The organism is Xanthomonas sp. BRIP62415 (genome assembly GCF_003993515.1).
Classification (GTDB): domain Bacteria; phylum Pseudomonadota; class Gammaproteobacteria; order Xanthomonadales; family Xanthomonadaceae; genus Xanthomonas; species Xanthomonas euroxanthea.
Genome location: NZ_QEZH01000018.1, coordinates 165,276 through 185,673, shown reverse-complemented (window position 1 = coordinate 185,673; position 20,398 = coordinate 165,276). Strand labels below are relative to the sequence as shown.

18 protein-coding genes are annotated in these 20,398 nt (G+C 67.3%); 8 read left to right on the top strand and 10 right to left on the bottom strand.

Annotation, left to right across the window (positions count from 1 at the left end; all coding sequences use genetic code 11):
• Positions 1-76: 76 nt before the first annotated feature.
• Positions 77-346 (bottom strand): hypothetical protein, encoded by a 270-nt coding sequence (locus tag EO141_RS06650; protein ID WP_206514784.1) that lies wholly within the window; start codon positions 344-346, stop codon positions 77-79.
• 376 nt (positions 347-722) lie between these two features.
• Here EO141_RS06650 and EO141_RS06645 point away from each other — a divergent pair, with 376 nt between their 5' ends.
• A complete protein-coding gene (locus EO141_RS06645) occupies positions 723-1,280 on the top strand; it encodes a fasciclin domain-containing protein (RefSeq protein WP_164739101.1) in 558 nt (185 codons plus the stop codon).
• A 474-nt stretch (positions 1,281-1,754) separates the two neighbouring features.
• Here the strand turns inward: EO141_RS06645 and EO141_RS06640 are convergent, their stop codons facing one another.
• The 4 genes from EO141_RS06640 to EO141_RS06625 form a co-directional block, all read right to left on the bottom strand.
• Positions 1,755-3,194, bottom strand: a complete 1,440-nt coding sequence (locus tag EO141_RS06640) for a UdgX family uracil-DNA binding protein (RefSeq protein WP_127168788.1) — start codon at positions 3,192-3,194, stop codon at positions 1,755-1,757.
• Positions 3,195-3,386: 192 nt separating this feature from the next.
• Complete coding sequence (locus EO141_RS06635) at positions 3,387-4,631, bottom strand: putative DNA modification/repair radical SAM protein (RefSeq protein WP_127168787.1); 1,245 nt, start codon at positions 4,629-4,631, stop codon at positions 3,387-3,389.
• Between the two features lie 415 nt (positions 4,632-5,046).
• Complete coding sequence (locus EO141_RS06630) at positions 5,047-5,844, bottom strand: class III extradiol ring-cleavage dioxygenase (RefSeq protein WP_115677845.1); 798 nt, start codon at positions 5,842-5,844, stop codon at positions 5,047-5,049.
• A 25-nt stretch (positions 5,845-5,869) separates the two neighbouring features.
• The gene (locus EO141_RS06625) at positions 5,870-6,286 is read right to left on the bottom strand and encodes a DoxX family protein (RefSeq protein WP_119128269.1); all 417 of its coding nucleotides are present in this window, start codon (positions 6,284-6,286) and stop codon (positions 5,870-5,872) included.
• A 105-nt stretch (positions 6,287-6,391) separates the two neighbouring features.
• Between EO141_RS06625 and EO141_RS06620 the strand changes: the two genes are divergently transcribed.
• From EO141_RS06620 to EO141_RS06600, 5 genes are all read left to right on the top strand, one after another.
• Positions 6,392-7,285: a LysR family transcriptional regulator gene (locus EO141_RS06620; RefSeq protein ID WP_115677843.1), complete on the top strand. Its 894-nt coding sequence runs from the start codon at positions 6,392-6,394 to the stop codon at positions 7,283-7,285.
• A 93-nt stretch (positions 7,286-7,378) separates the two neighbouring features.
• On the top strand, positions 7,379-7,948 hold the full coding sequence (locus EO141_RS06615; RefSeq protein WP_104583203.1) for a flavodoxin family protein: 570 nt from the start codon (positions 7,379-7,381) through the stop codon (positions 7,946-7,948).
• Between the two features lie 216 nt (positions 7,949-8,164).
• Positions 8,165-9,160 carry an aldo/keto reductase gene (locus tag EO141_RS06610; protein WP_115677841.1) on the top strand — a complete coding sequence of 332 codons (996 nt, stop codon included), beginning with the start codon at positions 8,165-8,167 and terminating at the stop codon, positions 9,158-9,160.
• A gap of 118 nt (positions 9,161-9,278) precedes the next feature.
• Entirely contained in the window at positions 9,279-9,974 is a 696-nt protein-coding gene (locus tag EO141_RS06605; protein WP_127168786.1) for a glycosyltransferase, read from the top strand.
• A 149-nt stretch (positions 9,975-10,123) separates the two neighbouring features.
• Positions 10,124-12,193: a M13 family metallopeptidase gene (locus tag EO141_RS06600; RefSeq protein ID WP_104583319.1), complete on the top strand. Its 2,070-nt coding sequence runs from the start codon at positions 10,124-10,126 to the stop codon at positions 12,191-12,193.
• Between the two features lie 110 nt (positions 12,194-12,303).
• Here EO141_RS06600 and EO141_RS06595 read toward each other — a convergent pair whose 3' ends face one another.
• On the bottom strand, positions 12,304-13,230 hold the full coding sequence (locus EO141_RS06595; protein WP_104583318.1) for an oxygenase MpaB family protein: 927 nt from the start codon (positions 13,228-13,230) through the stop codon (positions 12,304-12,306).
• 543 nt (positions 13,231-13,773) lie between these two features.
• Here EO141_RS06595 and EO141_RS06590 point away from each other — a divergent pair.
• Positions 13,774-14,409, top strand: a complete 636-nt coding sequence (locus EO141_RS06590; RefSeq protein WP_241236629.1) for a hypothetical protein — start codon at positions 13,774-13,776, stop codon at positions 14,407-14,409.
• A gap of 241 nt (positions 14,410-14,650) precedes the next feature.
• Here the strand turns inward: EO141_RS06590 and EO141_RS06585 are convergent, their stop codons facing one another.
• The 4 genes from EO141_RS06585 to EO141_RS06570 all read right to left on the bottom strand — a co-directional run bounded on the left by EO141_RS06585 (position 14,651) and on the right by EO141_RS06570 (position 18,872).
• The gene (locus EO141_RS06585; RefSeq protein WP_126946271.1) at positions 14,651-16,246 is read right to left on the bottom strand and encodes an APC family permease; all 1,596 of its coding nucleotides are present in this window, start codon (positions 16,244-16,246) and stop codon (positions 14,651-14,653) included.
• Positions 16,247-16,408: 162 nt separating this feature from the next.
• Complete coding sequence (locus tag EO141_RS06580; RefSeq protein WP_104650183.1) at positions 16,409-16,780, bottom strand: hypothetical protein; 372 nt, start codon at positions 16,778-16,780, stop codon at positions 16,409-16,411.
• A gap of 35 nt (positions 16,781-16,815) precedes the next feature.
• Positions 16,816-17,592, bottom strand: coding sequence for a LytTR family DNA-binding domain-containing protein (locus EO141_RS06575; protein WP_127168785.1), 777 nt, complete (start codon positions 17,590-17,592; stop codon positions 16,816-16,818).
• Positions 17,589-18,872 carry a histidine kinase gene (locus tag EO141_RS06570; protein WP_119128354.1) on the bottom strand — a complete coding sequence of 428 codons (1,284 nt, stop codon included), beginning with the start codon at positions 18,870-18,872 and terminating at the stop codon, positions 17,589-17,591. The genes EO141_RS06575 and EO141_RS06570 overlap by 4 nt, the downstream gene beginning before the upstream one ends.
• A gap of 308 nt (positions 18,873-19,180) precedes the next feature.
• On the opposite strand from EO141_RS06570, the gene EO141_RS06565 reads away from it, so the two are divergent.
• Positions 19,181-20,395: an FAD-dependent oxidoreductase gene (locus EO141_RS06565; protein ID WP_127168784.1), complete on the top strand. Its 1,215-nt coding sequence runs from the start codon at positions 19,181-19,183 to the stop codon at positions 20,393-20,395.
• Positions 20,396-20,398: the final 3 nt, after the last annotated feature.

The following is a 20,398-nucleotide window of genomic DNA, read 5'->3' as shown; positions in this document are numbered from 1 at the left end:
GACCACGCACACCGCCTGCGAAAAGCGCAGTTGCTGCGTTAGCCGCCTGGCAGGCAGCTCACCGGCGACAACGCGATCAGGCGTGGCGAACGTGCTCCTTCGCATGCAGCGTCGATTGCCGCGTGGTCTCGACCGCGACGATGGAGGTTGCTTCCTGCAGTGTCAGCCGGGAAGCGAGGTGACTTCCCATCACCTTGACCACCCTGGGCTTCTGCCTGAAGGCATACGGCCACTGCGCACCGACCATCTGCTGGCCCACCGTCCTGCCGTTGGCGTCTTCCACGGGCCTGAAGTGCACCGGGTGATTGCCTGCGCCGCCATTGTCGGCATCGTCGGCATCGACCACCTCGATGTGGGCCCGCGAAAACGCGTGCCGTCGATTTTCCGCGTCATGCATCTACGACCTTTGTGCGTGAGTCGAATTTTCCGCTTCATGCATCTAAGACCTTGTGCGTGATTCGGTGCGCCATGTCGCCCGCGAATGCGGATGCCGGACAGCGACTTTCAACACCATGATCTGCATCCGCCACCGACAAGGATAGGCAGCCGTTGGCGCGAGGCTACATGGCGCAAGTGCGACGTCGCGCGCAGGAGCGTGCCCTGAAAGTTGTATCGCGCACGCCTGTGTAAAAACGGCGTGATGCATCCGCGCTGCATCCACCCGCGTATCTGAGCACACGATTGCCAACCGGGCAGTCGCCTACCCAAAGGATCGATGCCTCATGAAGACCTCATTCCAGTCGCTTGCCGTCGCCACTGCCATCGCCCTGACCAGCGCAATGGCCCCCGCCTACGCCGTATCGAACCCGACCGTGGGCGGCGCGCCGATGCTGGTGACCAAGGACATTGTCGACAACGCCGTCAACTCCAAGGACCACACCACCCTGGTTGCCGCGGTCAAGGCCGCCGGCCTGGTCGACACACTGAAAGGCCCGGGCCCGTTCACCGTCTTTGCCCCGACCAATGCCGCATTCGCCGCACTGCCGGCCGGCACGGTGGACACCCTGCTCAAGCCCGAATCCAAGCCCACGCTGACCAAGGTGCTGACCTACCACGTGGTACCGGGCAAGGTCGACGCTGCCTCGTTGATCGCCAAGATCAAGGCCGGTGGTGGCAGCGCGACGCTGACCACCGTGCAGGGCGAGGCACTGACTGCAAAGCTCAACGGCAAGAAGGTCACCATCACCGATGCCAAGGGCAACACCGCCAACGTCACCATTGCCGATGTCATGCAGAGCAATGGCGTGATCCATGTGGTCGACAAGGTGTTGATGCCGTAACTGGGTCTTGCTGTGAAGCAGGCGGTTGCATGCACATGCCTTCATCGGCGGAACCGAGCCACGTTCCGTCGGTGGATCGACAACGATTTGCGCAAGCCGGCGGTTTAAGCGTGGAGATGAGGCATGACAAGCACTCCGGTAAGCGCGGACGGTGCGCTCGACGCCGGGCGTTCCGGCGGTACATGCCGATTTCGCACACTGGCCGCGCCTGCCTGACGGCCATGTAGCAGTCCTTGCGGGCCATTCTTGCTTGACGTGTTTGGCTACGCTGGCGTTTGCACTACAACGCCAGCGCATCAGCTGCACGTTACGACGTGCAGACATTGTTCAATTGCGAATCCGCGCGTGCCTGGAAACAGGGTCCAGGCAGCGCCACCACACCGCGAAGCGGCGGTGAGGACCACTGGCTCGCCAGTGGCCCACTTGGTGTCATCATTCTCCGACACCGTGCGCGTGCACTTGCACGCGCATTTTTTATGTCCGCGCCGCGCGCGCTGCAGCGCTCGGTGCATCCAGCAACTGGCGCAGGTCGGCGACAAATCCGCGGTAGCCGTCCTCGCGTGCGGCCTCCGAGCCCTGCCGCAGTACCCATGAGGGATGCACGGTGGTCAGCACCGGCGTGCCGTCGTCCAGCCGCAGCCACTGGCCACGCTGCTGCATCAAGCGGAAGCTGTTTCCCAGCACCGCCTGTGCGGCGGTCGCACCCAGGCACACGATCTGTGCCGGACGCAGCTGCGCGCGCTCGGCCTGCAACCAGCCACTGCAGGCCTGCACATGCGAGCGTTCCGGGTTGCGATGCAGACGCCGCTTGCCACGTTGCTCGAAACGGAAATGCTTGACCGCATTGGTCACGTAGACCGTGGTGCGATCGAGACCGATCTCGTCCAATGCCCTATTGAACAAACGCCCGGCCGGCCCGACGAACGGACGCCCGCTCAGATCCTCTTCGTCGCCGGGCTGCTCGCCGATCACCATCACCGACGCGTCGCTCGGCCCCTCGCCGAACACCGTCTGCGTTGCCGGTTGCCATAATGCGCAGCGCCGGCAATCGCGCGCGGCCACGCGCAACTGCGCCAGGCTTTGCGTGGCCACTTCCTGGATCGGCGTTGGCGCTACCGGCACGCGCCGCCGCACCGGCTCGGGCGCACGCTCGGCCATCTCGCGCACGCGCACGCCGGCCTCGCGGATCAGCTCCGGCAGCAAGCGCGCCTCGGGCAGGTTCTTCCAGTATTTCTGCGGCATTTCCTGCCGCATCATGGTCGGGTTGAGCCGCGCCGGATTGAAGATATGCGCGTAATAGGTGCGCCAGAGCGTCTCCTGCGCATCGTCGGCCGGCACCTGGGTGCGCACGGCGCCCTCGCCGAACGTCAATGCCTCGCCATCCCAGCGCACGCTGCGATACGGGGTGAGGATCGCCCAGCGCATGCCGGCGAAGCGGCGCGCGAAAAACGGCGCCACCCGGTCCACGATCCAGTGCTCGGGCTCGAACCACGCCACGAAGTCCTCCTCTTCCACCGGCAAACGCCGAAAGCGCACGAACGCCTTCATCTTGTGGGTGTCGCGCTGCACTGCCTTTTGCCACTGCGTCACCCGATGCACATCGACATCGGTGGCCCGCTCCAGCAGCGCGCGCTCTCCGCTCGCCACCCGCCACAACAAGCGGTACAGCACCGCATGGCGCTGCGGGTCGCGATGACACAGCACTGCCCCCGCCATCTGCAGGAACGCGGCCGACACCCGCGGCGGCGCAACCACGGCCGGCAGATCCAGCAGCCCCTGCCCCATCAACAGGCCGCCCTGCGCTCCGCCATTCCACGCGATGGAGTCCGGCTCCACCTGCGCGCACCACCCCGCCCGCGCCAATGCACGCCATGCGTCAAGGCTCCAGCCCGGCGCAACGTCAGCGTTGAACATCGCGGTGGTCGGGATTGGGGATTGAGGGATTGGGGATTGGCAACAGCGTCATGTTCCTGGGTAAGCACTGGCGCTCGATGGCGCCTTTGCGCTTGATGCCATCCTTATCCGCCCTTCGGGCGCCTCGGCCGGCAACAGGGGAGAAGCCAGTGGAAGCGGCGATGCGCCGGATGCTGGCGGAGAGCTGCGATCTCAATCGAACAGACTCGCCTGCCTGGGCGCTGGCGCCAGTTGCGCGCGCAAGCGCACCGGATCGTCCAGGCGCTGGCGCGGATGATGATCCAGCACACTCACGAACGGCAGCAGCTTCTTCATCGGCACCCGCAACCGCGCCAGATCGCCCACCCGCAGGCGCGCATGCCGGCGCGACAACAGCAGCCGGTCCACATTGCGGGTGCCCAGGCCTGGCACCCGCAGCAGCATCTCGCGCGGCGCCACGTTCAGGTCCACCGGAAAGCGCTCGGGATTGCGCAGCGCCCAGGCCAGCTTCGGGTCCACGTCCAGATCGAGCATGCCGCTGGACTGGGTTGGCGCGATTTCCTCCACGCTGAATTCGTAGAAGCGCAGCAGCCAGTCGGCCTGATACAGCCGGTGCTCGCGCTGCAGCGGCGGCGCCTGCAACGGCAGTTTGGACGAGGCATCCGGGATCGGGCTGAAGGCCGAGTAATACACCCGACGCATCCGGTAGTTGCCGTAGAGATTGTAGCTGGTGTCCAGGATGCTGCGGTCGTTGGCATCGTCGGCGCCGACGATCATCTGCGTGCTCTGCCCGGCCGGCGCAAAGCGCGGCGGCTTGGCACGGCGCACCTTTTCGGCCTTGCGCTCCAGCTGGTTTTCTTCGATGCGCCAGCGCAACTCACCCATGGCCGAACGGATGCCGCCGACGCTTTTTTCCGGCGCCAGCAGCGTCAATCCCTGCTCGGTCGGCAGTTCCACGTTGATGCTCAGGCGGTCGGCATAGCGGCCGGCAGCGGCCAACAGGTCAGGCGCGGCATCGGGAATGGTCTTGAGGTGGATGTAGCCGGCGAAGTGATGCACCTCGCGCAGCTGCCGCGCCACTTCCACCAGCTGCTCCATCGTGTAGTCGGAGTTGCGGATGATGCCGCTGGACAGGAACAGGCCTTCGATGTAATTGCGCTTGTAGAAGTCCAGCGTCAGCGTGACCACTTCTTCCGGCGTGAAGCGCGCGCGGCGCACGTTGCTGGAGACACGGTTGACGCAATACGCGCAATCGAACACGCAGAAGTTGGTGAGCAGGATCTTCAACAGCGACACGCAGCGGCCGTCGGGTGTGTATGAGTGGCAGATCCCCATGCCCTCGGTGCTGCCGACCCCGCCGGTCCCGAGCGAATTGCGCTTGTTCGCGCCACTGGAGGCGCAGGACGCGTCGTATTTGGCCGCATCGGCCAGCACTGCGAGTTTGTCGAGGATTTTCACGCGAGCAGCATGTCGCGCTGCAGTCTCAGCCTGTGAGACTGCAGCACGCTTGATCGTGAATGCTTCAGAGCGCTGCGCTGCCGATGCTTATCGGCACCATACCTGGTGGCTGCAGTGCGGGCGCTTGTCGGCGCCATGCCTCACGCCGGGGGCCGCGCTTGCCGGCACCCTGCCTATGGCTGCGGGCCGGTTCGCCGTAAGCCCAAGCCTTAGCGCTGCGGGCCTTGCTCGTTGTCGCCACCGCACCGGGCCGGCTTGCAGCGGCAGCAACAGGCCGCATGCCATCGCGTGCCGGCGGTTGGGCGGTGCCCCGTGGCCGTCGGTCCGGCGCGCTGCCTGCACCGTCGATAACGGCCACGGTGCAGGTGTGCCGCGCTCGCCACGGCTCAGGCGACGACCGTGCCCGCGCGCGCGATCAGCATGGATCGCCATCGAACCGGTAGATATCCATCGCCAGAAACCCCGCATCGATGCCGGCATCGATGCGCTGTGCGCCGAGCCGGTCCCCGCCGGCCGCGCCCATCGCCACGTACAGCGGCAACAGGTGCTCGTCGGTGGGATGCGCGCGCGCGGCGTGCGGCGCCTGCCGGCGATAGTCCAGCAGCGCGGCGATGTCGTCCTGGACCAGCTTGCGCTCGGTCCACTCGATGAACGGCCGCACATACGGCGCCTCGCGCTCGGCGCTGTAACCGTGGCGGAAGTCGTGCAGGTTATGGGTGATGCTGCCGGAGCCGACCACCAGCACGCCGTCCTCGCGCAGCGGTGCCAGCGCGCGGCCGACCGCAAACTGGTGCGCCGGCCCCAGCTCGGGCTGGATCGACACCGACACCACCGGAATCCCGGCGGCCGGATACAGCAGGCGCAGCGGCACCCACACGCCATGATCGAAGCCGCGCTGCGGGTCCAGGTGCGGATGCAGGCCGGCCTGCTCCAGCCGGCGCACGATCTGCTGCGCCAGCGCCGGCTCGCCGGGTGCGGGATACTCCAGTTCGTACAGCGGTGCCGGAAAACCGCCGAAGTCATGGATGGTCGGCGGCTGCAGCGCGCCACTGACCAGCGGGCGGCGGCCCAGCCAATGCGCGGACGCCACGACGATCGCGCGCGGCCGCGGCAAGGTCTGCGCAAGCTCGGCCAGGCGCTCGCCGACCTGCCCCGGCTGCAAGGCGGTCATCGGCGATCCGTGCGAGATGTACAGGGAAGGCAAACGGCTCATGGCGCACTCCTCGGAAGAACGATCATCAGCCTCGACGCGCCGGCTTCAGCGCCCACGCGCCCTCGCCAAGCAGCGATTGCACGACCAGCAACACTGCCCACAGCGCCGGGTATTCCCAGCCGCCGCCCGGATTGGAGAAGCCGAAGCCGTTGCCGCCATGCACGCTGATGATGGTACCCAGCAGCAACGGCACCCCCAGCAGCCCGACCCAGCGTGCGTAGATGCCCAGCAGCAGGGACAGGCCCAGGCCGAGCTCCAGCGCGATGGTGAGGTAGGCCAGCGCGCCCGGCAGGCCGAGCGACTGGAAATAGGCCACGGTGCCGGCCGGGGTGAACACCAGCAACTTGATCAGGCCATGCACCAGAAACAGCGCGCCCAGACTGATGCGCAGCAAGGCCGCGCCATAGGCAGCGGTACGCGGGGAAGCGAGGGAGGTGGACATTGGACGGACTCCAGTGAGGACCTGCACAGCCTATTACTTACAAATTTCTGATAAATAGCTTCACTTCGGATAATTTATTGCACTCAAGGCAACAATCGGATACCGATGGATACCCTCGATGCGATGCGCGTATTTGCAGCGGTGGCCGAACGCAGCGGCTTCAGTGCCGCTGCCGATGCGCTGGACCGTTCCACCGCCAGCGTGACCCGGCAGGTCGCCGCGCTCGAGCAACGGCTGGGCACGCGCCTGCTCAACCGCACCACCCGGCGGGTCAGCCTGACCAGTGCCGGCACTGCGTACTACCAGCGCTGTCTGCAACTGCTGGCCGACCTGGACGATCTGGAGGCCACGGTCGGCGCGCAGGCACTGGAGCCGGCCGGCGTGCTGCGCGTCAACGCGCCGGTGAGTTACGGCATCGAGCGCCTGGCCGCGCTGCTGCCGGACTTCTGCGCGCGCTACCCGCAGGTGGAACTGGACCTGTCGCTGTCGGACCGGCTGGTCGACATGGTCGAGGAAGGCTTCGATGTGGCCATCCGCATCACCCGCCAGCCGGCGCCGACCTTGATCGCCCGGCGCCTGGGCACGGTCCGCCTGGTGCCCTGCGCGGCGCCGGCCTACCTGGCCCGTGCCGGCACCCCGATGCATCCGTCCGACCTGGCCGGCCACGACTGCCTGCTGTACCACTACTCGCCCAACGGCGACGAGGTGCGCTTCCATGGGCCCGAGGGCGATAGCGAGGTGCGCCTCCACGGCAACCTGCGTGCCAACAACGGGCATGTGCTGAGCGCGGCGGCGGTGGCCGGCCTGGGTATCGCGATGCAGCCGGACTTCCTGGCCGACGAGCATCTGGCCGCCGGCCGGCTGGTGCGTATCCTTCCGCAGTACGCGCTGGGGGAGATCGGCATCTTCGCCGTCTATACCAGCCGCAGCCACCTGGCCCCGAAGGTGCGCAGCTTCATCGATTACCTGGTCGAGCGCATGGGCGATCCCGGGCGCTGATGAGCCCGGCAACAGTACGTCCCGTCGATGATCATTAACCTGACACGGCATGTGTGGTCACAATCGGCTCCCCCCCCGACCACAGGACTGCGCATGAGCAAGATCGCCATCATCTATTTCAGCGGCTACGGCCACACCACCAAGCTGGCCGAAGCCGTGCATGCCGGCGCCGCCAGTGTCGGCGAGGCCACGCTGTACCGCATCGACCAGGACGGCAACCTGCCCGACGACGCCTGGGAGGCGATCGGCGCCGCCGACGCCATCATCTACGGCAGCCCCACCTACATGGGCGGGCCGGCGTGGCAGTTCAAGAAGTTTGCCGACGCCAGCTCCAAGCCGTGGTTTGCGCAGGCCTGGAAGGACAAGATCGCAGCCGGCTTCACCAACTCGGCCTCGGTGAACGGCGACAAGTACGCCACCATCCAGTATTTCTGGACGCTGTCGCAGCAGCACGGCCAGGTCTGGGTCGGTACCGGTCTGCTGCCGGCCAACACCAAGGCGCACGGTCCGCAGGACATCAACTGGACCGCCGGCTCGGCAGGCGCGCTGGCGATCTCGCCCTCCGATGCCTCGCCGGAAGAAGCGCCACGCAGCGGCGATCTGGAAACCGCCAAGTTGCTCGGCAAGCGCGTGGCCGAGTTCGCCGGCAAGCTCAAGGGCTGACGCGGCAGCTGGTAGCGTCCGCGTCACCCGTGCATGGCAGTGGGCCCTGGTCTGCTGACATGTGCGGGTTGTTGGGTCGGTCGCAGCGCGCGTTCGGTGCGTGATGTCGGGCCCAATGCCGGCCTGCTCGCGCATCGTCGCCCGGGCCACATCGCGCTAACGCACGCCGCTGCATCCTTCTTCCTGCCTTCCTTGCCGCACGGAGTTTTCTCCACCATGCAAACCCGCACGCTTGGCCGTTCCGGCCCCACCGTTTCTGCGCTCGGCCTCGGTTGCATGGGCATGAGCGCGTTCTACGGCAATCGCAGCGACGAGGCCGCCTCGATCGCGGTGATCCACCGCGCCCTCGATCACGGCGTCAGCCTGCTCGACACCGCCGACATGTACGGCCCGCACACCAACGAAATCCTGGTCGGCAAGGCCATCGCCGCGCGCCGGCACGAGGTGTTCCTGGCCACCAAATTCGGCATCAAGCTCGATCCCAACGACCCGTCGGTGCGCGGCATCGATGGCAGCCCGGACTATGTGCAAACGGCCTGCGAAGCCAGCCTGCGCCGCCTGGGCGTGGAGCATATCGACTTGTACTACCAGCACCGCGTGGACCCCAACGTGCCGATCGAAGACACCGTGGGTGCGATGTCGCGCCTGGTCGAACAAGGCAAGGTGCGTTTCCTCGGGCTGTCGGAAGCCGCCGCAGCAACCATCCGCCGCGCGCATGCGGTGCATCCCATCACGGCGGTGCAGACCGAATATTCGCTGTGGTCGCGCGAGCCCGAGGACAATGGCGTCTTCGAAACCGTGCGCGAGCTGGGGATCGGATTCGTTCCGTATTCGCCGCTGGGCCGCGGTTTCCTGACTGGCGCATTCGCCTCTCCCGACGACTTCGAGGCCGACGATTACCGTCGCCATTCGCCGCGTTTCCAGGGCGAGAACTTCACCCGCAACCTGCAGCTGGTGGAGCAGGTCAAGGCGATCGCCGCCGACAAGGGCATCACGCCGGGGCAGCTGGCGCTGGCCTGGGTGTTGGCGCAGGGCCAGGACCTGGTGCCGATCCCGGGCACCAAGCGGCTGGCCTACCTGGAAGAAAACCTCGGCGCGCTCGACGTGGCGCTGATGCCGGACGAGCTCGCACGCATTGATGCGATCTTCCCGCTGCAGGCCGCGTCCGGGACGCGTTATCCGGAAGCGATGATGGGCGCGCTCAGCCGCTGAGCGGTGCGCGTGGAAGCGCACGCCGCCGCGGTGGCCCGGCGATGGCGTGCGCTCACGCCATCGCACCGGCATGGCTCGCACACTGGACATCACCGCCATCGGAGTGACGCGTCCTGCCATGCTGTCTTTCGTGATCCCCGCCCATGACGAGGCCGCGCTGATCGGCCAGACGCTGCAGTGCCTGCACGCCTGTGCGCAGACCCTGCAGCTGGACTACGAGGTGATCGTGGTGGCCGATGCCTGCGAGGACGCCACCGCCGCCATCGCGCGTACGGCCGGTGCGCAGGTGCTGGAGGTGCAATTGCGCCATATCGCCGCCACCCGCAATGCCGGCGCGCAGCAGGCGCAAGGCGATCGCCTGCTGTTTCTGGACGCCGATACGCTGGTGAACCCGCAGGTGATCGGCGCCGCGCTGGCGGCGCTGGATGCCGGCGCCGTCGGCGGTGGCGCGCAGGTGCATCTGCAGGGCAGGCGCGTGTGGTTCGAGCGCATGGCGCAGGCGATCTTCGGCGGGTTGTTCCGTCTCGGCGGCATCGCACCGGGCTGCTTCCTGTTCTGCACGCGCGCCGCATTCGTCAGCGCCGGCGGCTTCGATACGCGTTACTACGCCGGCGAAGACGTGGCATTGAGCCGCGCGCTGGCACGCTGCGGGCGGTTCGTGATCCTGCGCCAGACCGTGCACACCTCCGACCGCAAGCTGCGCAGCTTTTCCAAGCGCGAGCACCTGGGCCTGCTGTTGCGCTTCCTGTGGCGTGGGCGAGGCATGCTGCAGACCCGCGATGCCCTGGGCTTCTGGTACCAGCGCCGGCGCTGAACCGCGCGTGTCTGCAGGGCGGCCACGGCGGCGGCGCGCTGCCTTGCGTGGGGACGTGGCGACGGTGGCAATTTACACTGGTATGTCTGTTTTTCGTTTCCGAGTTGCACCGCATGGCTCTTCTGCACCGTCCTGTCCTGATCGCTGCCCTGTCGGCTGCCCTGCTGAGCACCGCCGCGTGCCACCGCGATGGCGCCTCACCGGCAACGACGACGCACGCCAAGGCCACGCCCACCACGCCCAAGCTGGGCGATTTCGGTTTCGATGCGGCGGGCATGGACCGCAGCGTGGCGGCGGGCGACGACTTCTTCAGCTACGCCAGCGGCAACTGGGTCAAGACCACCCAGATCCCGGACGACCGCTCCAGCTTCAACAGCTTCGTCGGCATCGCGATCGAAACCGAGCAGCACAGCCGCGACATCATCGAAGGCGCCGCTGCCAACGACCGCGTCACCGGCGAAGACAAGCAGATCGGCGATTACTACGCCGCCTACATGGATGAAGCCGGGATCGAGACCAAGGGCGTGCGCCCGGTGCAACCGGAACTGGACGCCATCGCGCAGCTGGACGACAAACAGGCGCTGGCGCGCACCCTGGGCGGCCAGCTGCGCGCCGATGTGGATCTGCTCAACTCCACCAACTTTTATACCGACCGGCTATTCGGCCTGTGGATCTCGCAGGATCTGCATCACCCCGGCCGCTACGTGCCGTATCTGGTGCAGGGCGGCCTGGGCATGCCGGACCGCAGCTTCTATCTGGACGACGGGCGCATGACGCAGATGCGCGAGGCCTACCGCGCGCACATCGTCAAGCTGCTGGAACTGGCCGGCATCGCCGACGCGCCAGCCAGGGCCGAGCGCATCCTGGCCCTGGAAACCGCGATGGCGCGCGTGCACGCCACCGCCGAACAGACCAACAACGTGCAGGCCGGCGCCAATGCCTGGAAACAGGCCGATTTCGCGCGTAATGCGCCTGGCCTGGATTGGGCGCCGTTTTTCGAAGCGGCCGGCCTGAAGGCGCAGCAGGATTTCATCGTCTGGCAGCCCGGTGCGGTGACCGGCCTGTCGGCGCTGGTGCGCTCCGAGCCCCTGCAGACCTGGAAGGATTACCTGAGCTTTCGCGCCCTGGACCGCGCCTCGCCGTACCTGTCCAAGGCCTTTGCCGACGAACGCTTTGCGTTCTACGGCACCACGCTGGAAGGCACGCCGCAACAACGCCAGCGCTGGAAGCGCGGCATCGACGCCACCAACGCAGCCTTGGGCGAAGCGGTGGGCCAGCGCTACGTGCAGAAGTACGTCAGTGCCCAGACCAAGACCCGTGCCGAGGAGATGGTCAAGAACATCGTCACCGCCTTCGGCAAGCGCATCGACGCGCTGGCGTGGATGAGTCCGGAGACCAAGCAGCATGCCAAGGCCAAGATTGCCGGGCTGACCGTGGCGGTGGGTTATCCGGAGACCTGGCGCGACTACAGCGGGCTGGACGTGCGCCGCGACGATGCGCTGGGCAATGTGCAGCGCTCGGAGCTGTTCGAGTACCGGCGCAATCTTGCCAAGCTGGGCAAGGCCGTGGATCACCGCGAGTGGTATCTGCTGCCGCAGGAAGTCAACGCGCTGAACGTGCCGCTGGAAAACCGCCTGCTGTTTCCGGCGGCGATCCTGCAGCCGCCGTTCTTCGACCCGGCGGCCGACGATGCGGTGAACTACGGCGCCATCGGCGCGGTGATCGGCCACGAGATCAGCCACAGCTTCGACAACATGGGCGCGCAGTTCGACGAACATGGCGAGCTGCACAACTGGTGGACGCCGCAGGACCTGAAAAAATTCGCAGCCGCCGGCGATGCGCTCGCAGCGCAGTTCAGCGCCTACAAGCCATTCGACGATCTGAACGTCAACGGCAAGCTGACGCTGGGCGAGAACATCGCCGATGTGGCCGGCCTGGCGACCGCCTACGACGCCTATCAGCTGTCGCTGCAGGGCAAGCAGCCGCAGACCATCGACGGGTTCAGCCCGGACCAGCGCTTCTTCCTGGGCTTTGCGCAGGCCTGGCGCGGCAAGTACCGCGACGCGGCGCTACGCAACGCCGTGCTCACCGACGTGCACGCACCCGGACGCTTCCGCGCGCAGACCGTGCGCAACCTCGATGCCTGGTATCCGGCATTCGATGTGCAGCCGGGCCAGCAGTTGTATCTGCCGCCCGAGCAGCGGGTGCGGATCTGGTAGCAGACTGGCCCCTCATCCCTCGGGAGAGGAGTTGGGGCGAGGGTACGGCCACACGGCGCACCATCCTCCGCATGACGCCATTGCCTTGCACTCCAGGCAGGCACCCGCACTCACCGCTGCCCGGGCCACTCCAGCAACATCGCCTGCGGCAGCTGCATGCGGCGGCACGCGCGTGCAGACAGCCCATCGCGTAGTGCGGTACGGAACAGCGGCGACAGACTGCGCAGCAACCGTGCCGACGCATGTGCCTGTGCGCGCTGGGTGGTGGTGCGGCCGAGCATGTCGCTGGCCCAGCCTGGCAACAGGGCGGTACCGGCACCGAGGAACACGCCGCGCGACAGCCCGGCCGCCGGCACCGGCAACTGGATGCTGGTGAGGATGTCGAGCACCTCGCGCGAGCGCGTGTCCATGCGCAGCTGCCCGCGCACGGTGGCGAAATAGGCATCGACCTGCGCCTCGCTGGCGGGTACATCGGCCGCGCCCAGCGCTTCGGCGACACGTCGCGCTTCGTCGTAGTAGCGGTCGGCGATGCTTGCCGGCACGTCGCGGCAATAGCGTCGGCAGCCCTGCAGAAAACCGTAGGCCTCGGTGACGTGCACCCAGGTCAGCAACTGCGGGTCGTTGGCGTCGTAGGGCACGCCGTCGGCGGTGTGGCCGTGGATATGCGCATGGATGCTGCGCACGCGGGCGATCAACTGCTCGGCCTCGGCGCGCGGGGCATAGGTGGTGCCGGCAACGAAGTTGGTGGTGCGCCGCAGCCGCCCGATCAGGTCGGCGCGGAAGTTGGAATGGTCGTAGACCCCGGCCAGCGCGCGTGGATGCAGCAACTGCAGCATCAAGGCGCACAATCCGCCGGACAACATGCCGGGAAATTCCGAATGCACCCGCCAGGTGACGCTGTCGGGCCCGAAGATGCCGGGATCGCCGAGGGGCTGGTCGTAGTCGATGGAGCTCTGACCACGCGGAAACGCGCCCAGCACCCAGCGATGGATCTGTCTGGCGGCAGGGGCAGTGAGGGTACGCAGGACGGCTGACATGCATGCGAGCATACCCAGCCCGCTGCAAGACCGCGTCGTGGCCTTGAGGGGCTGGGATTGGGGATTCGGGATTTGGGATTGGTGAAAGGCGGCTCTGTGTTCGCTGCTCGTCCCCATGCGCATCGACCGTCTCGACGGGCGCTTGCCCGCCTGTCGCCGGACCTTGCGCCGCATGGATGCGTGCGCGGCGCTCACGCGACCTGCACGCCGGAATCGATTGCGCGCCGGTCGCACCCGCCTCGATCACGGATGCATGCACGCAAGCGCGAGTGTGCAGTGCAGCAAGAATGGCCACGCACTGGCGCTGCAGTCGTCCGGCAAACGCTGCGAAGCGCCTGAATACCGCGATTTGTGCGCAGGTGCGCAGGATTGGCCGCTCATCGGATTGCGGCAGGCATTGCCATGCACAGCGAAAGTGCTAGAACTAGGGCCGTCCGAGCGCCGGCCTGCATCACTGCCAGCCATTGCCCGGCCGCTTCAGGGCACCGGCGCTTTGCCGGGTGCAGCAAGTCGTTCGTACCAGCCATCCGTCAGGAGCTTGTCATGATCGCTTTGTTCCAGGGTTTGGGCCTGCTGTTGCAGGACAACGCACTCCATCGACTCCCCTTCGACGAGCAGGTCGCGCACTGGCGCGAGAAAACCGACGACCAGCTCGACCAGGAGCTCAATCTGCTCAAGGTGGCCAAGAAACAATGGGTGATCGCCTCGATCATCGGCTGGCAGGCGATCTCGCTGGTGTTGCTGGGCGTGATCACCCATCAGCTGTGGCAGAACGACTACCACCTCACCTTCAGCCGCGTGGTGATCATCTTCACCTCGTGGGCCTCGATCCTGTTCGTCATGTGGTACATCGCCGATCTGTTCGATCACAGCGCCGGTTTCGAACGCTGGCTGCGCGCCTTCAACAGCCGCGCGCGGCTCACCCCGGACGCCGACTCGGTCGAGTGCGTGGCCGATGCGCTGGACATGACCCGTCGCTACCCGGAAGTGCTGCGCTACAAGCAGGAAGTCAGTTCCAGGCGCGAATTGCGCCACGAGGACATCGTCAACATGCGCGAGATGGGGCGGCTGCGTCGCTACACCGAATTGCTACGTGATCTGGACCGCTTCGATGGTGCGCCACGCCTGGTGACCAATACCAATACCAATACCCATAGCGCAGCGGCGACACTGGCGTAGCGGTCAAGCGATGGATGCGGTGGTTGCCGCAGGGCATCGGCAATGCGGCGCGCCGGACGAAAACAGGCGGATTGATCGGCCCGATCTGATCGCTCCAGGGCGTGCGCTGCCAAGGCAGTGCCAATCGCTGCACCGGCGTGCGTAGCGACCAACAAGAACGGCCGGTGCAGTGCACCGGCCGTTCTTGTTTGCGGCGCCTGGAGACAGGCGCCCGGTCGATCCGTTGTCAGCAAGCAGGCGCTTACGCCTGCGCGACGGCCTTTTCCACCGACGGCGTACGCCAACCGCTGCGCACACCCCAGATGTAGAACACCGCGCCGACCACCGCGACCACGGCCAGATCGGTGCCGTAGCTGAGGTAGCCATGCCCGCCGAAGTCGCTGCTGCCGGCCCAGGACAGCAGCGCGATCGTCGGCAGGTAGCAGATCATCCAGGCCGCGCCCTTGAGGTTGCGGCCAAGATCCGGCCAGCCCTGCTTGGCCTGGTAGTAGCAGTACACCGGCAGCGCCACGACCATCAGCAGGATGATCTCGCCGGTCAGCGGCCAGCGCGCCCAGTACAGCAGCTCGGTGGCCATCACGAAGGCCACGCCAGCCAGCACCGGCAGCGCGGCGATGCGCAGCGGACGGTGCAGTTCGGGCGCATGACGGCGCAGCGCCATCGCGCTGATCGGGCCGGTGAGGTAGGAGATGATCGTCGCCACCGAGATCACCGCCGCCAGCGTGCCCCAGCCACGGAAGAAGAACAGGAACACGAACGACACCGCCAGGTTGAAGAACATCGCCATGCGCGGCACGCCCCAGACCGGGTGCAGTTTGCCCAGCACCGACGGCATGGTGCCGTTCTTTTCCATGCCGTAGACCATGCGCGCGGTGGTGGCGGTATAGGTGATGCCGGTGCCGCTGGGGCTGACGAAGGCATCGATGTACAGCAGCATCGCCAGCCAATGCAGGTTGACGATGATGGCCAGCTCGGCGAACGGCGAACGGAAGTCGATGCCGTGCCAGCCGGCCTTGGCCAGCAGGTCCGGCGGCACCGCGCCGATGTAGGCCACCTGCAGGATCACGTAGACCACCGTGGCCAGCGCGATCGAGCCCAGCACCGCGAAGGGGATGCTGCGGCCCGGGTTGCGCGCTTCACCTGCCAGGTTCACCGGGCTCTGAAAGCCGTTGAAGCTGAAGACGATGCCGGCAGTGGCCACCGCGGTGAGCACCGCGGCCAGGTCGATCACATGCGCATCGCCGTGGATGCCGACGCTGAAGTTCTCGCTGTGGAAGCCGCTGGCGATCAGGGCCACGCCGGTCGCCGCCGGCACCACCAGCTTGAACACGGTGATCAGGGTATTGGAGCGCGCGAACAGCTTGACGCTCCAGAAATTGAGGAAGAAATACACCAGCACCAGCACCGCCGAGATCAGCAGGCCGGGCACCGACAACTCCCCCGCCCCGCCGGGTGCCTGCACATACAGGCCCTGCGCCCAGGCCCACGGCCAGGACGCCATGTACTGCACCGAGGCCTCGGCCTCGACCGGGATCACCGACACGATCGCGATCCAGTTGGCCCAGCCGGCGATGAAGCCCACCAGCGAGCCGTGCGAGTAATGGCTGTAGCGCACCATGCCGCCGGACTCGGGGAACATCGCGCCCAGTTCCGCGTAGGACAGCGCGATGGTGGTGATGATCGCCGCGCCCAGGATCCAGGCCCAGATCGCACCGGGGCCGGCCAGGCCGGCGGCGCGCCAGGCGCCGAACAGCCAGCCGGAACCGATGATCGAGCCCAGACCGGTAAGCATGAGGGCGAAGGGGCCAACGTCGCGGCGTAGCGATTGTTCGGACATGAGAGCCTGACTGTGAGGACGCCGTGAACCGGCAACAAGCCGGCAATGATCGCAGAAGCGGCCGCTGATCGTCAGTGCGTATTCAGGCTTGCGTCCGGTTGCGCCCTGCCGCACGACAGGGATGAAGCGTCGTTGCGACAGTTCCGGCGTCAGGCGCCCGGCTCAGCCATGGCAATCGACGCCGGGCGCGCTGGTATCCACGCAGGTGCGCGCCTGACGCGGGATGCCGTGCAGTTCGCGCACCTGCCCGGGTGCCAGCGCAAAGCTGTCCAGGGTCCTGCGTGCGCAGGCCGGCGTGCCCGCGGCCTGCCCGGCGGCAGACGCAGCGCAGTGGTCCTCGTAGACCAGGTAATGGCAGCGGCCGCTGCTGCTGGCCAGGCAGTGCACATTGAGATCGGTGGCAGTGGCCAGGGTCTTGCTGAACAGCACGTCCTGGCCGTTGCTGGTGGCGCGGGTGATGGAGGTGGTGCCGTTGCGGTCGTGGCAACCGGCCAATGCCAGCAGGCAATACACGAGGGAGGCGATCAGGCGCATATCAGCAATCCTTTCAGTCGATGCGATCGGGGGAATTACATGCCGCGAAACAGGCTCATGAAGGGCTGGCTGACGGTGAGCGTTTCGCTGCGCCCGCGCAGCGCCAGCCGGCCCTTGCCGGTGTCCTCGCGCACCACCGAGGCGACCGCCTTCATGTTGACGATGGTGGAGCGGTGGATCTGCTTGAACACCTGCGGGTCCAGCACGTCGAGCAACTCGCGCAGCGGCGTGCGCAGGATCGCCTCGCCGGCGGCAGTCATCACCGTGGTGTATTTCTGGTCGGCCTGGAAATACGCCACCTCGTCCAGCGCGATCAGGCGCGTTTCGCGGCCGCTGCTGGCGGTGAGCCAGGCCAGCGGCGGCGCGGCGCCGGCGGCGGCAGGGCGCGCGGACAGGCGCTGCAACAAGGCCTCCAGCAGCTGGCCGTCCGGCTGGCCGGCGGCGGCACGCTGTTGCACGCGCTGCCAGGTGGCCTGCAGGCGCTCGCGGCTGATCGGCTTGAGCAGGTAGTCCACCGCGCCGTGTTCGAACGCATCGATGGCGTACTGATCGTAGGCGGTGACGAACACCACCTGGGTGCGCGGGCTGACTTCGCGCAGTGCACGCGCCACCTCGATGCCGGTGAGCCCGGGCATGCGGATATCCAGGAACACCACATCGGGCTGCTGCGTGGCGATGGTTTCCAGCGCGCTGGCGCCGTCCTCGCATTCGCCCACGATCTGCAGTTGCGGGCACACCTGCGCCAGCAGGGTCAGCAACGATTGCCGCAGCAGCGCCTCGTCTTCGGCGATCACCGCACGCAGCGCGCTCATGCCTGCACCTGTGTGGCATGAATCTGCGCAGCGGGCACCGGCGGCGGCATGATGGACGCGGGCAGCGGCAAGGTGATGGTGGCGGCCACACCGCTGGGGAAGTTGGACACGATGGCAAAGCTGGCCCTGCCGGCGTAGATCAGCTGCAGACGTTCGCGCAGGTTCTTCAGGCCGATACCGGTACCTTGCGTGTGCGTGCTGAAGCCCTGGCCATCGTCGGCCACGGTCAGCGTGGCATGGTCGTCGATGCGACGCGCCAGGATCCACACCGTGCCGCCGCCGGGCTTGGGTTCCAGCCCATGCTTGATCGCATTCTCCACCAGGGTCTGCAGCATCATCGAGGGCAGTTGCAGCGCGCGCAGCTCGTACGGCACCTCCACCTGCAGCGCCAGCCGCGTGCCCATGCGGATGCGCAGGATCTCCAGGTAGGCCTGGGTGCGCTCCAGTTCCTCGCCCAGGGTGGAGATGGCCCCGTCGGCGCTGGGCAGCGAGCTGCGCAGGTACTGGATCAGATGGCCGATCATGATGTCGGCGCGCGGCGGGTCGGTGCGCGCCAGTACCTGCGCGCTGGCCAGCGTGTTGTAGAGGAAGTGCGGCTCCACCTGGGCATGCAGCAGATTCAGGCGTGCCACGGCCAGCTCCTTTTCCATCACCGACTGCTCGGCCGCAGCCTGTTCGTCGCGGCGCTGCTCGCCGACCCGCCGCACCACCGCGCGGTTGATCGCCTCGGCGTTCTCGTAATTGCTGCCTTCGTCCACCGCAAACAGGTCCACCCAGGCGCCGGCGTCGGGCTCGCACAGCACGGTGACGCTGCTGGTGCCCTGCCCTGGCGTGATCGTCACCAGCACCTGGTTGCGCTTGATCGCAAAACGCGCAAACAGGTTCCAGCGCGAGGGCTGGCGTCCTTCGTAGGGGTCGATGCGGCGCACCTTGGCGCGGATCAGCAGGCTGCCGGGCGCGCACTCGATGTCCTGCACGCGTGGCAGCACGCGCACCGCCTCTTCGACCACGGCGAAGCTGGCCTGCACGTCCAGCGGCACTTCGATCTGGCGCCGCTGGCGGGTCGACAAGGTGTCGTGATCCAGCCGCCCGGCGATCAGGCGCACCCGCCGCACATGGGTGATCGCACTCATCAGGGCCAGGGTCAGCAGCACCACGCAGATCAGCCCGAAGAACGCGCCGGTGGAGCCGAACAGCTGCGCCCACATGATCCCGGCCACCACCAACGCCGCGGCCCAGGCGAACACGATACGTACGATCAGGAAGACGCTGGCAGACACGGGTGGCGACTCGTCGGGTTGGGACGCGGCGAGCATAGCCGGCAAGCGATCGGACGAAAGCCCCGGGCGACGAATGGCCGTCAGCGCGGCCCCAGTTGCCCGGATCGCGGTGCGAAACCCGGCCCGGCCGGCGATGGCAGGCGCTGACGCGCGCGGTATGCTCCAGGTCCGCAAGCGGCGGCCACCGGGCGTCGCGCGCGGCGACGCAGCTCCTGGCTTCTACCGATGCTGCGTGGTGCGCGCGGCGCGTGGCCGGTCGCGCAGGCGCCGTGGTCCCGATCATCTCCTCCATACCGCTCAGGAGTCGCATGCACCGTCGTCATTTCCTGCACAGCGCCGGTCTTGCGCTTGCGGCCGCTTCCACCGGAAGCTGGGCCGCGACCGGCAAGGCGGCCGCTGCGCCGTCTTCGCCATTGCCCGCCATGCCACCGGGCGCCCTGCCCGAGCAGTTCGCCGCAGCGCTGCCGCTGGCACCGATCCGTGCGTCCGTCGATCGCATCATCGCGATCAACGGCTGCACCCGCCCGTTCCGTGCGCAGGGGCCGCGGATCGAGGCCGAGCGCATCGGCCGCAAGACGGTGGTGCACAACTATGGACATGGCGGCAGCGGGTGGTCGCTGTCGTGGGGCGCGGCCGAGCATGCGCTGCGGCTGGTGCGCGCCGCCGATGCGGAGGTGCGCGAGCTGGCGGTGATCGGCTGCGGTGCGATCGGGCTGACCACCGCGCTGGTGGCGCAACGCGCGGGCCTGCGCGTGCGCATCTATGCGCGCGAGCGCCTGCCGGACGTGCGCTCGTTCTACGCCACCGGCGTGTGGTCGCCGGACTCGCGGGTGTGCACCAGCGAATATGCCAGCGCCGATTTCAGGACCCGCTGGGAAGAGATGGCGCGCATCTCGTTCCGCCGCTACCAGACCCTGCTGGGCCTGCCGGGCGAGCCGATCGAATGGCGCGATGGTTACGCGCTGTCGGATGTGCCGTTCGACCAGCCGAGCGCATCGGCCGAAGCGCACGAGCCGGACTACCCGCCGCTGGAGCGCGAACTGCTCGACGATCTCGGCCCGCGCTCGCAGCCGGTCGCCCCCGGCAGGCACCCGTTTCCGGTGCCGTTCGTGCGTCGCTACAGCCAGTTGACCTTCAACCTCAGCGCCTATGCGCGGCTGCTGATGGACGACTTCCTGCAGGCCGGCGGCGAGCTGCAGACGCGCAGCTTCGAGCATCCGCGCCAGTTCGGCCAGTTGCGCGAGAAGATCCTGGTCAATGCCACCGGCTACGGGGCACGTGCCTTGCTTGGCGACGACAGCGTCATCCCGGTGCGCGGGCAGACCGCGCGCCTGATTCCGCAACCGGAAGTGACCTACGGGCTGGTGTGGCGTGGCCACAATCTCAACGTGGTGCCACGCCGCGATGGCGTGCTGGTGCAGGCGCAGGGTGCCAACGATTTCAACAATCCGGATCCCACGCCGGATCACGCCGCGTCCGCAGCAGCGGTCCGCGAGCTGGCGCGGCTGTTTCCTCAGGCCTGAGTC

Bases quoted from the DNA above. Each gene is read 5' to 3' on its own strand.
- EO141_RS06640 (WP_127168788.1), bottom strand. From the start codon at position 3,194: ATGTTCAACGCTGACGTTGCGCCGGGCTGGAGCCTTGACGCATGGCGT.
- EO141_RS06620 (WP_115677843.1), top strand. From the start codon at position 6,392: ATGGATACCCTCGATGCGATGCGCGTATTTGCAGCGGTGGCCGAACGC.
- EO141_RS06590 (WP_241236629.1), top strand. From the start codon at position 13,774: ATGATCGCTTTGTTCCAGGGTTTGGGCCTGCTGTTGCAGGACAACGCA.
- EO141_RS06595 (WP_104583318.1), bottom strand. From the start codon at position 13,230: ATGTCAGCCGTCCTGCGTACCCTCACTGCCCCTGCCGCCAGACAGATC.
- EO141_RS06580 (WP_104650183.1), bottom strand. From the start codon at position 16,780: ATGCGCCTGATCGCCTCCCTCGTGTATTGCCTGCTGGCATTGGCCGGT.
- EO141_RS06615 (WP_104583203.1), top strand. From the start codon at position 7,379: ATGAGCAAGATCGCCATCATCTATTTCAGCGGCTACGGCCACACCACC.
- EO141_RS06610 (WP_115677841.1), top strand. From the start codon at position 8,165: ATGCAAACCCGCACGCTTGGCCGTTCCGGCCCCACCGTTTCTGCGCTC.
- EO141_RS06645 (WP_164739101.1), top strand. From the start codon at position 723: ATGAAGACCTCATTCCAGTCGCTTGCCGTCGCCACTGCCATCGCCCTG.
- EO141_RS06630 (WP_115677845.1), bottom strand. From the start codon at position 5,844: ATGAGCCGTTTGCCTTCCCTGTACATCTCGCACGGATCGCCGATGACC.
- EO141_RS06625 (WP_119128269.1), bottom strand. From the start codon at position 6,286: ATGTCCACCTCCCTCGCTTCCCCGCGTACCGCTGCCTATGGCGCGGCC.
- EO141_RS06605 (WP_127168786.1), top strand. From the start codon at position 9,279: ATGCTGTCTTTCGTGATCCCCGCCCATGACGAGGCCGCGCTGATCGGC.
- EO141_RS06565 (WP_127168784.1), top strand. From the start codon at position 19,181: ATGCACCGTCGTCATTTCCTGCACAGCGCCGGTCTTGCGCTTGCGGCC.
- EO141_RS06585 (WP_126946271.1), bottom strand. From the start codon at position 16,246: ATGTCCGAACAATCGCTACGCCGCGACGTTGGCCCCTTCGCCCTCATG.
- EO141_RS06575 (WP_127168785.1), bottom strand. From the start codon at position 17,592: ATGAGCGCGCTGCGTGCGGTGATCGCCGAAGACGAGGCGCTGCTGCGG.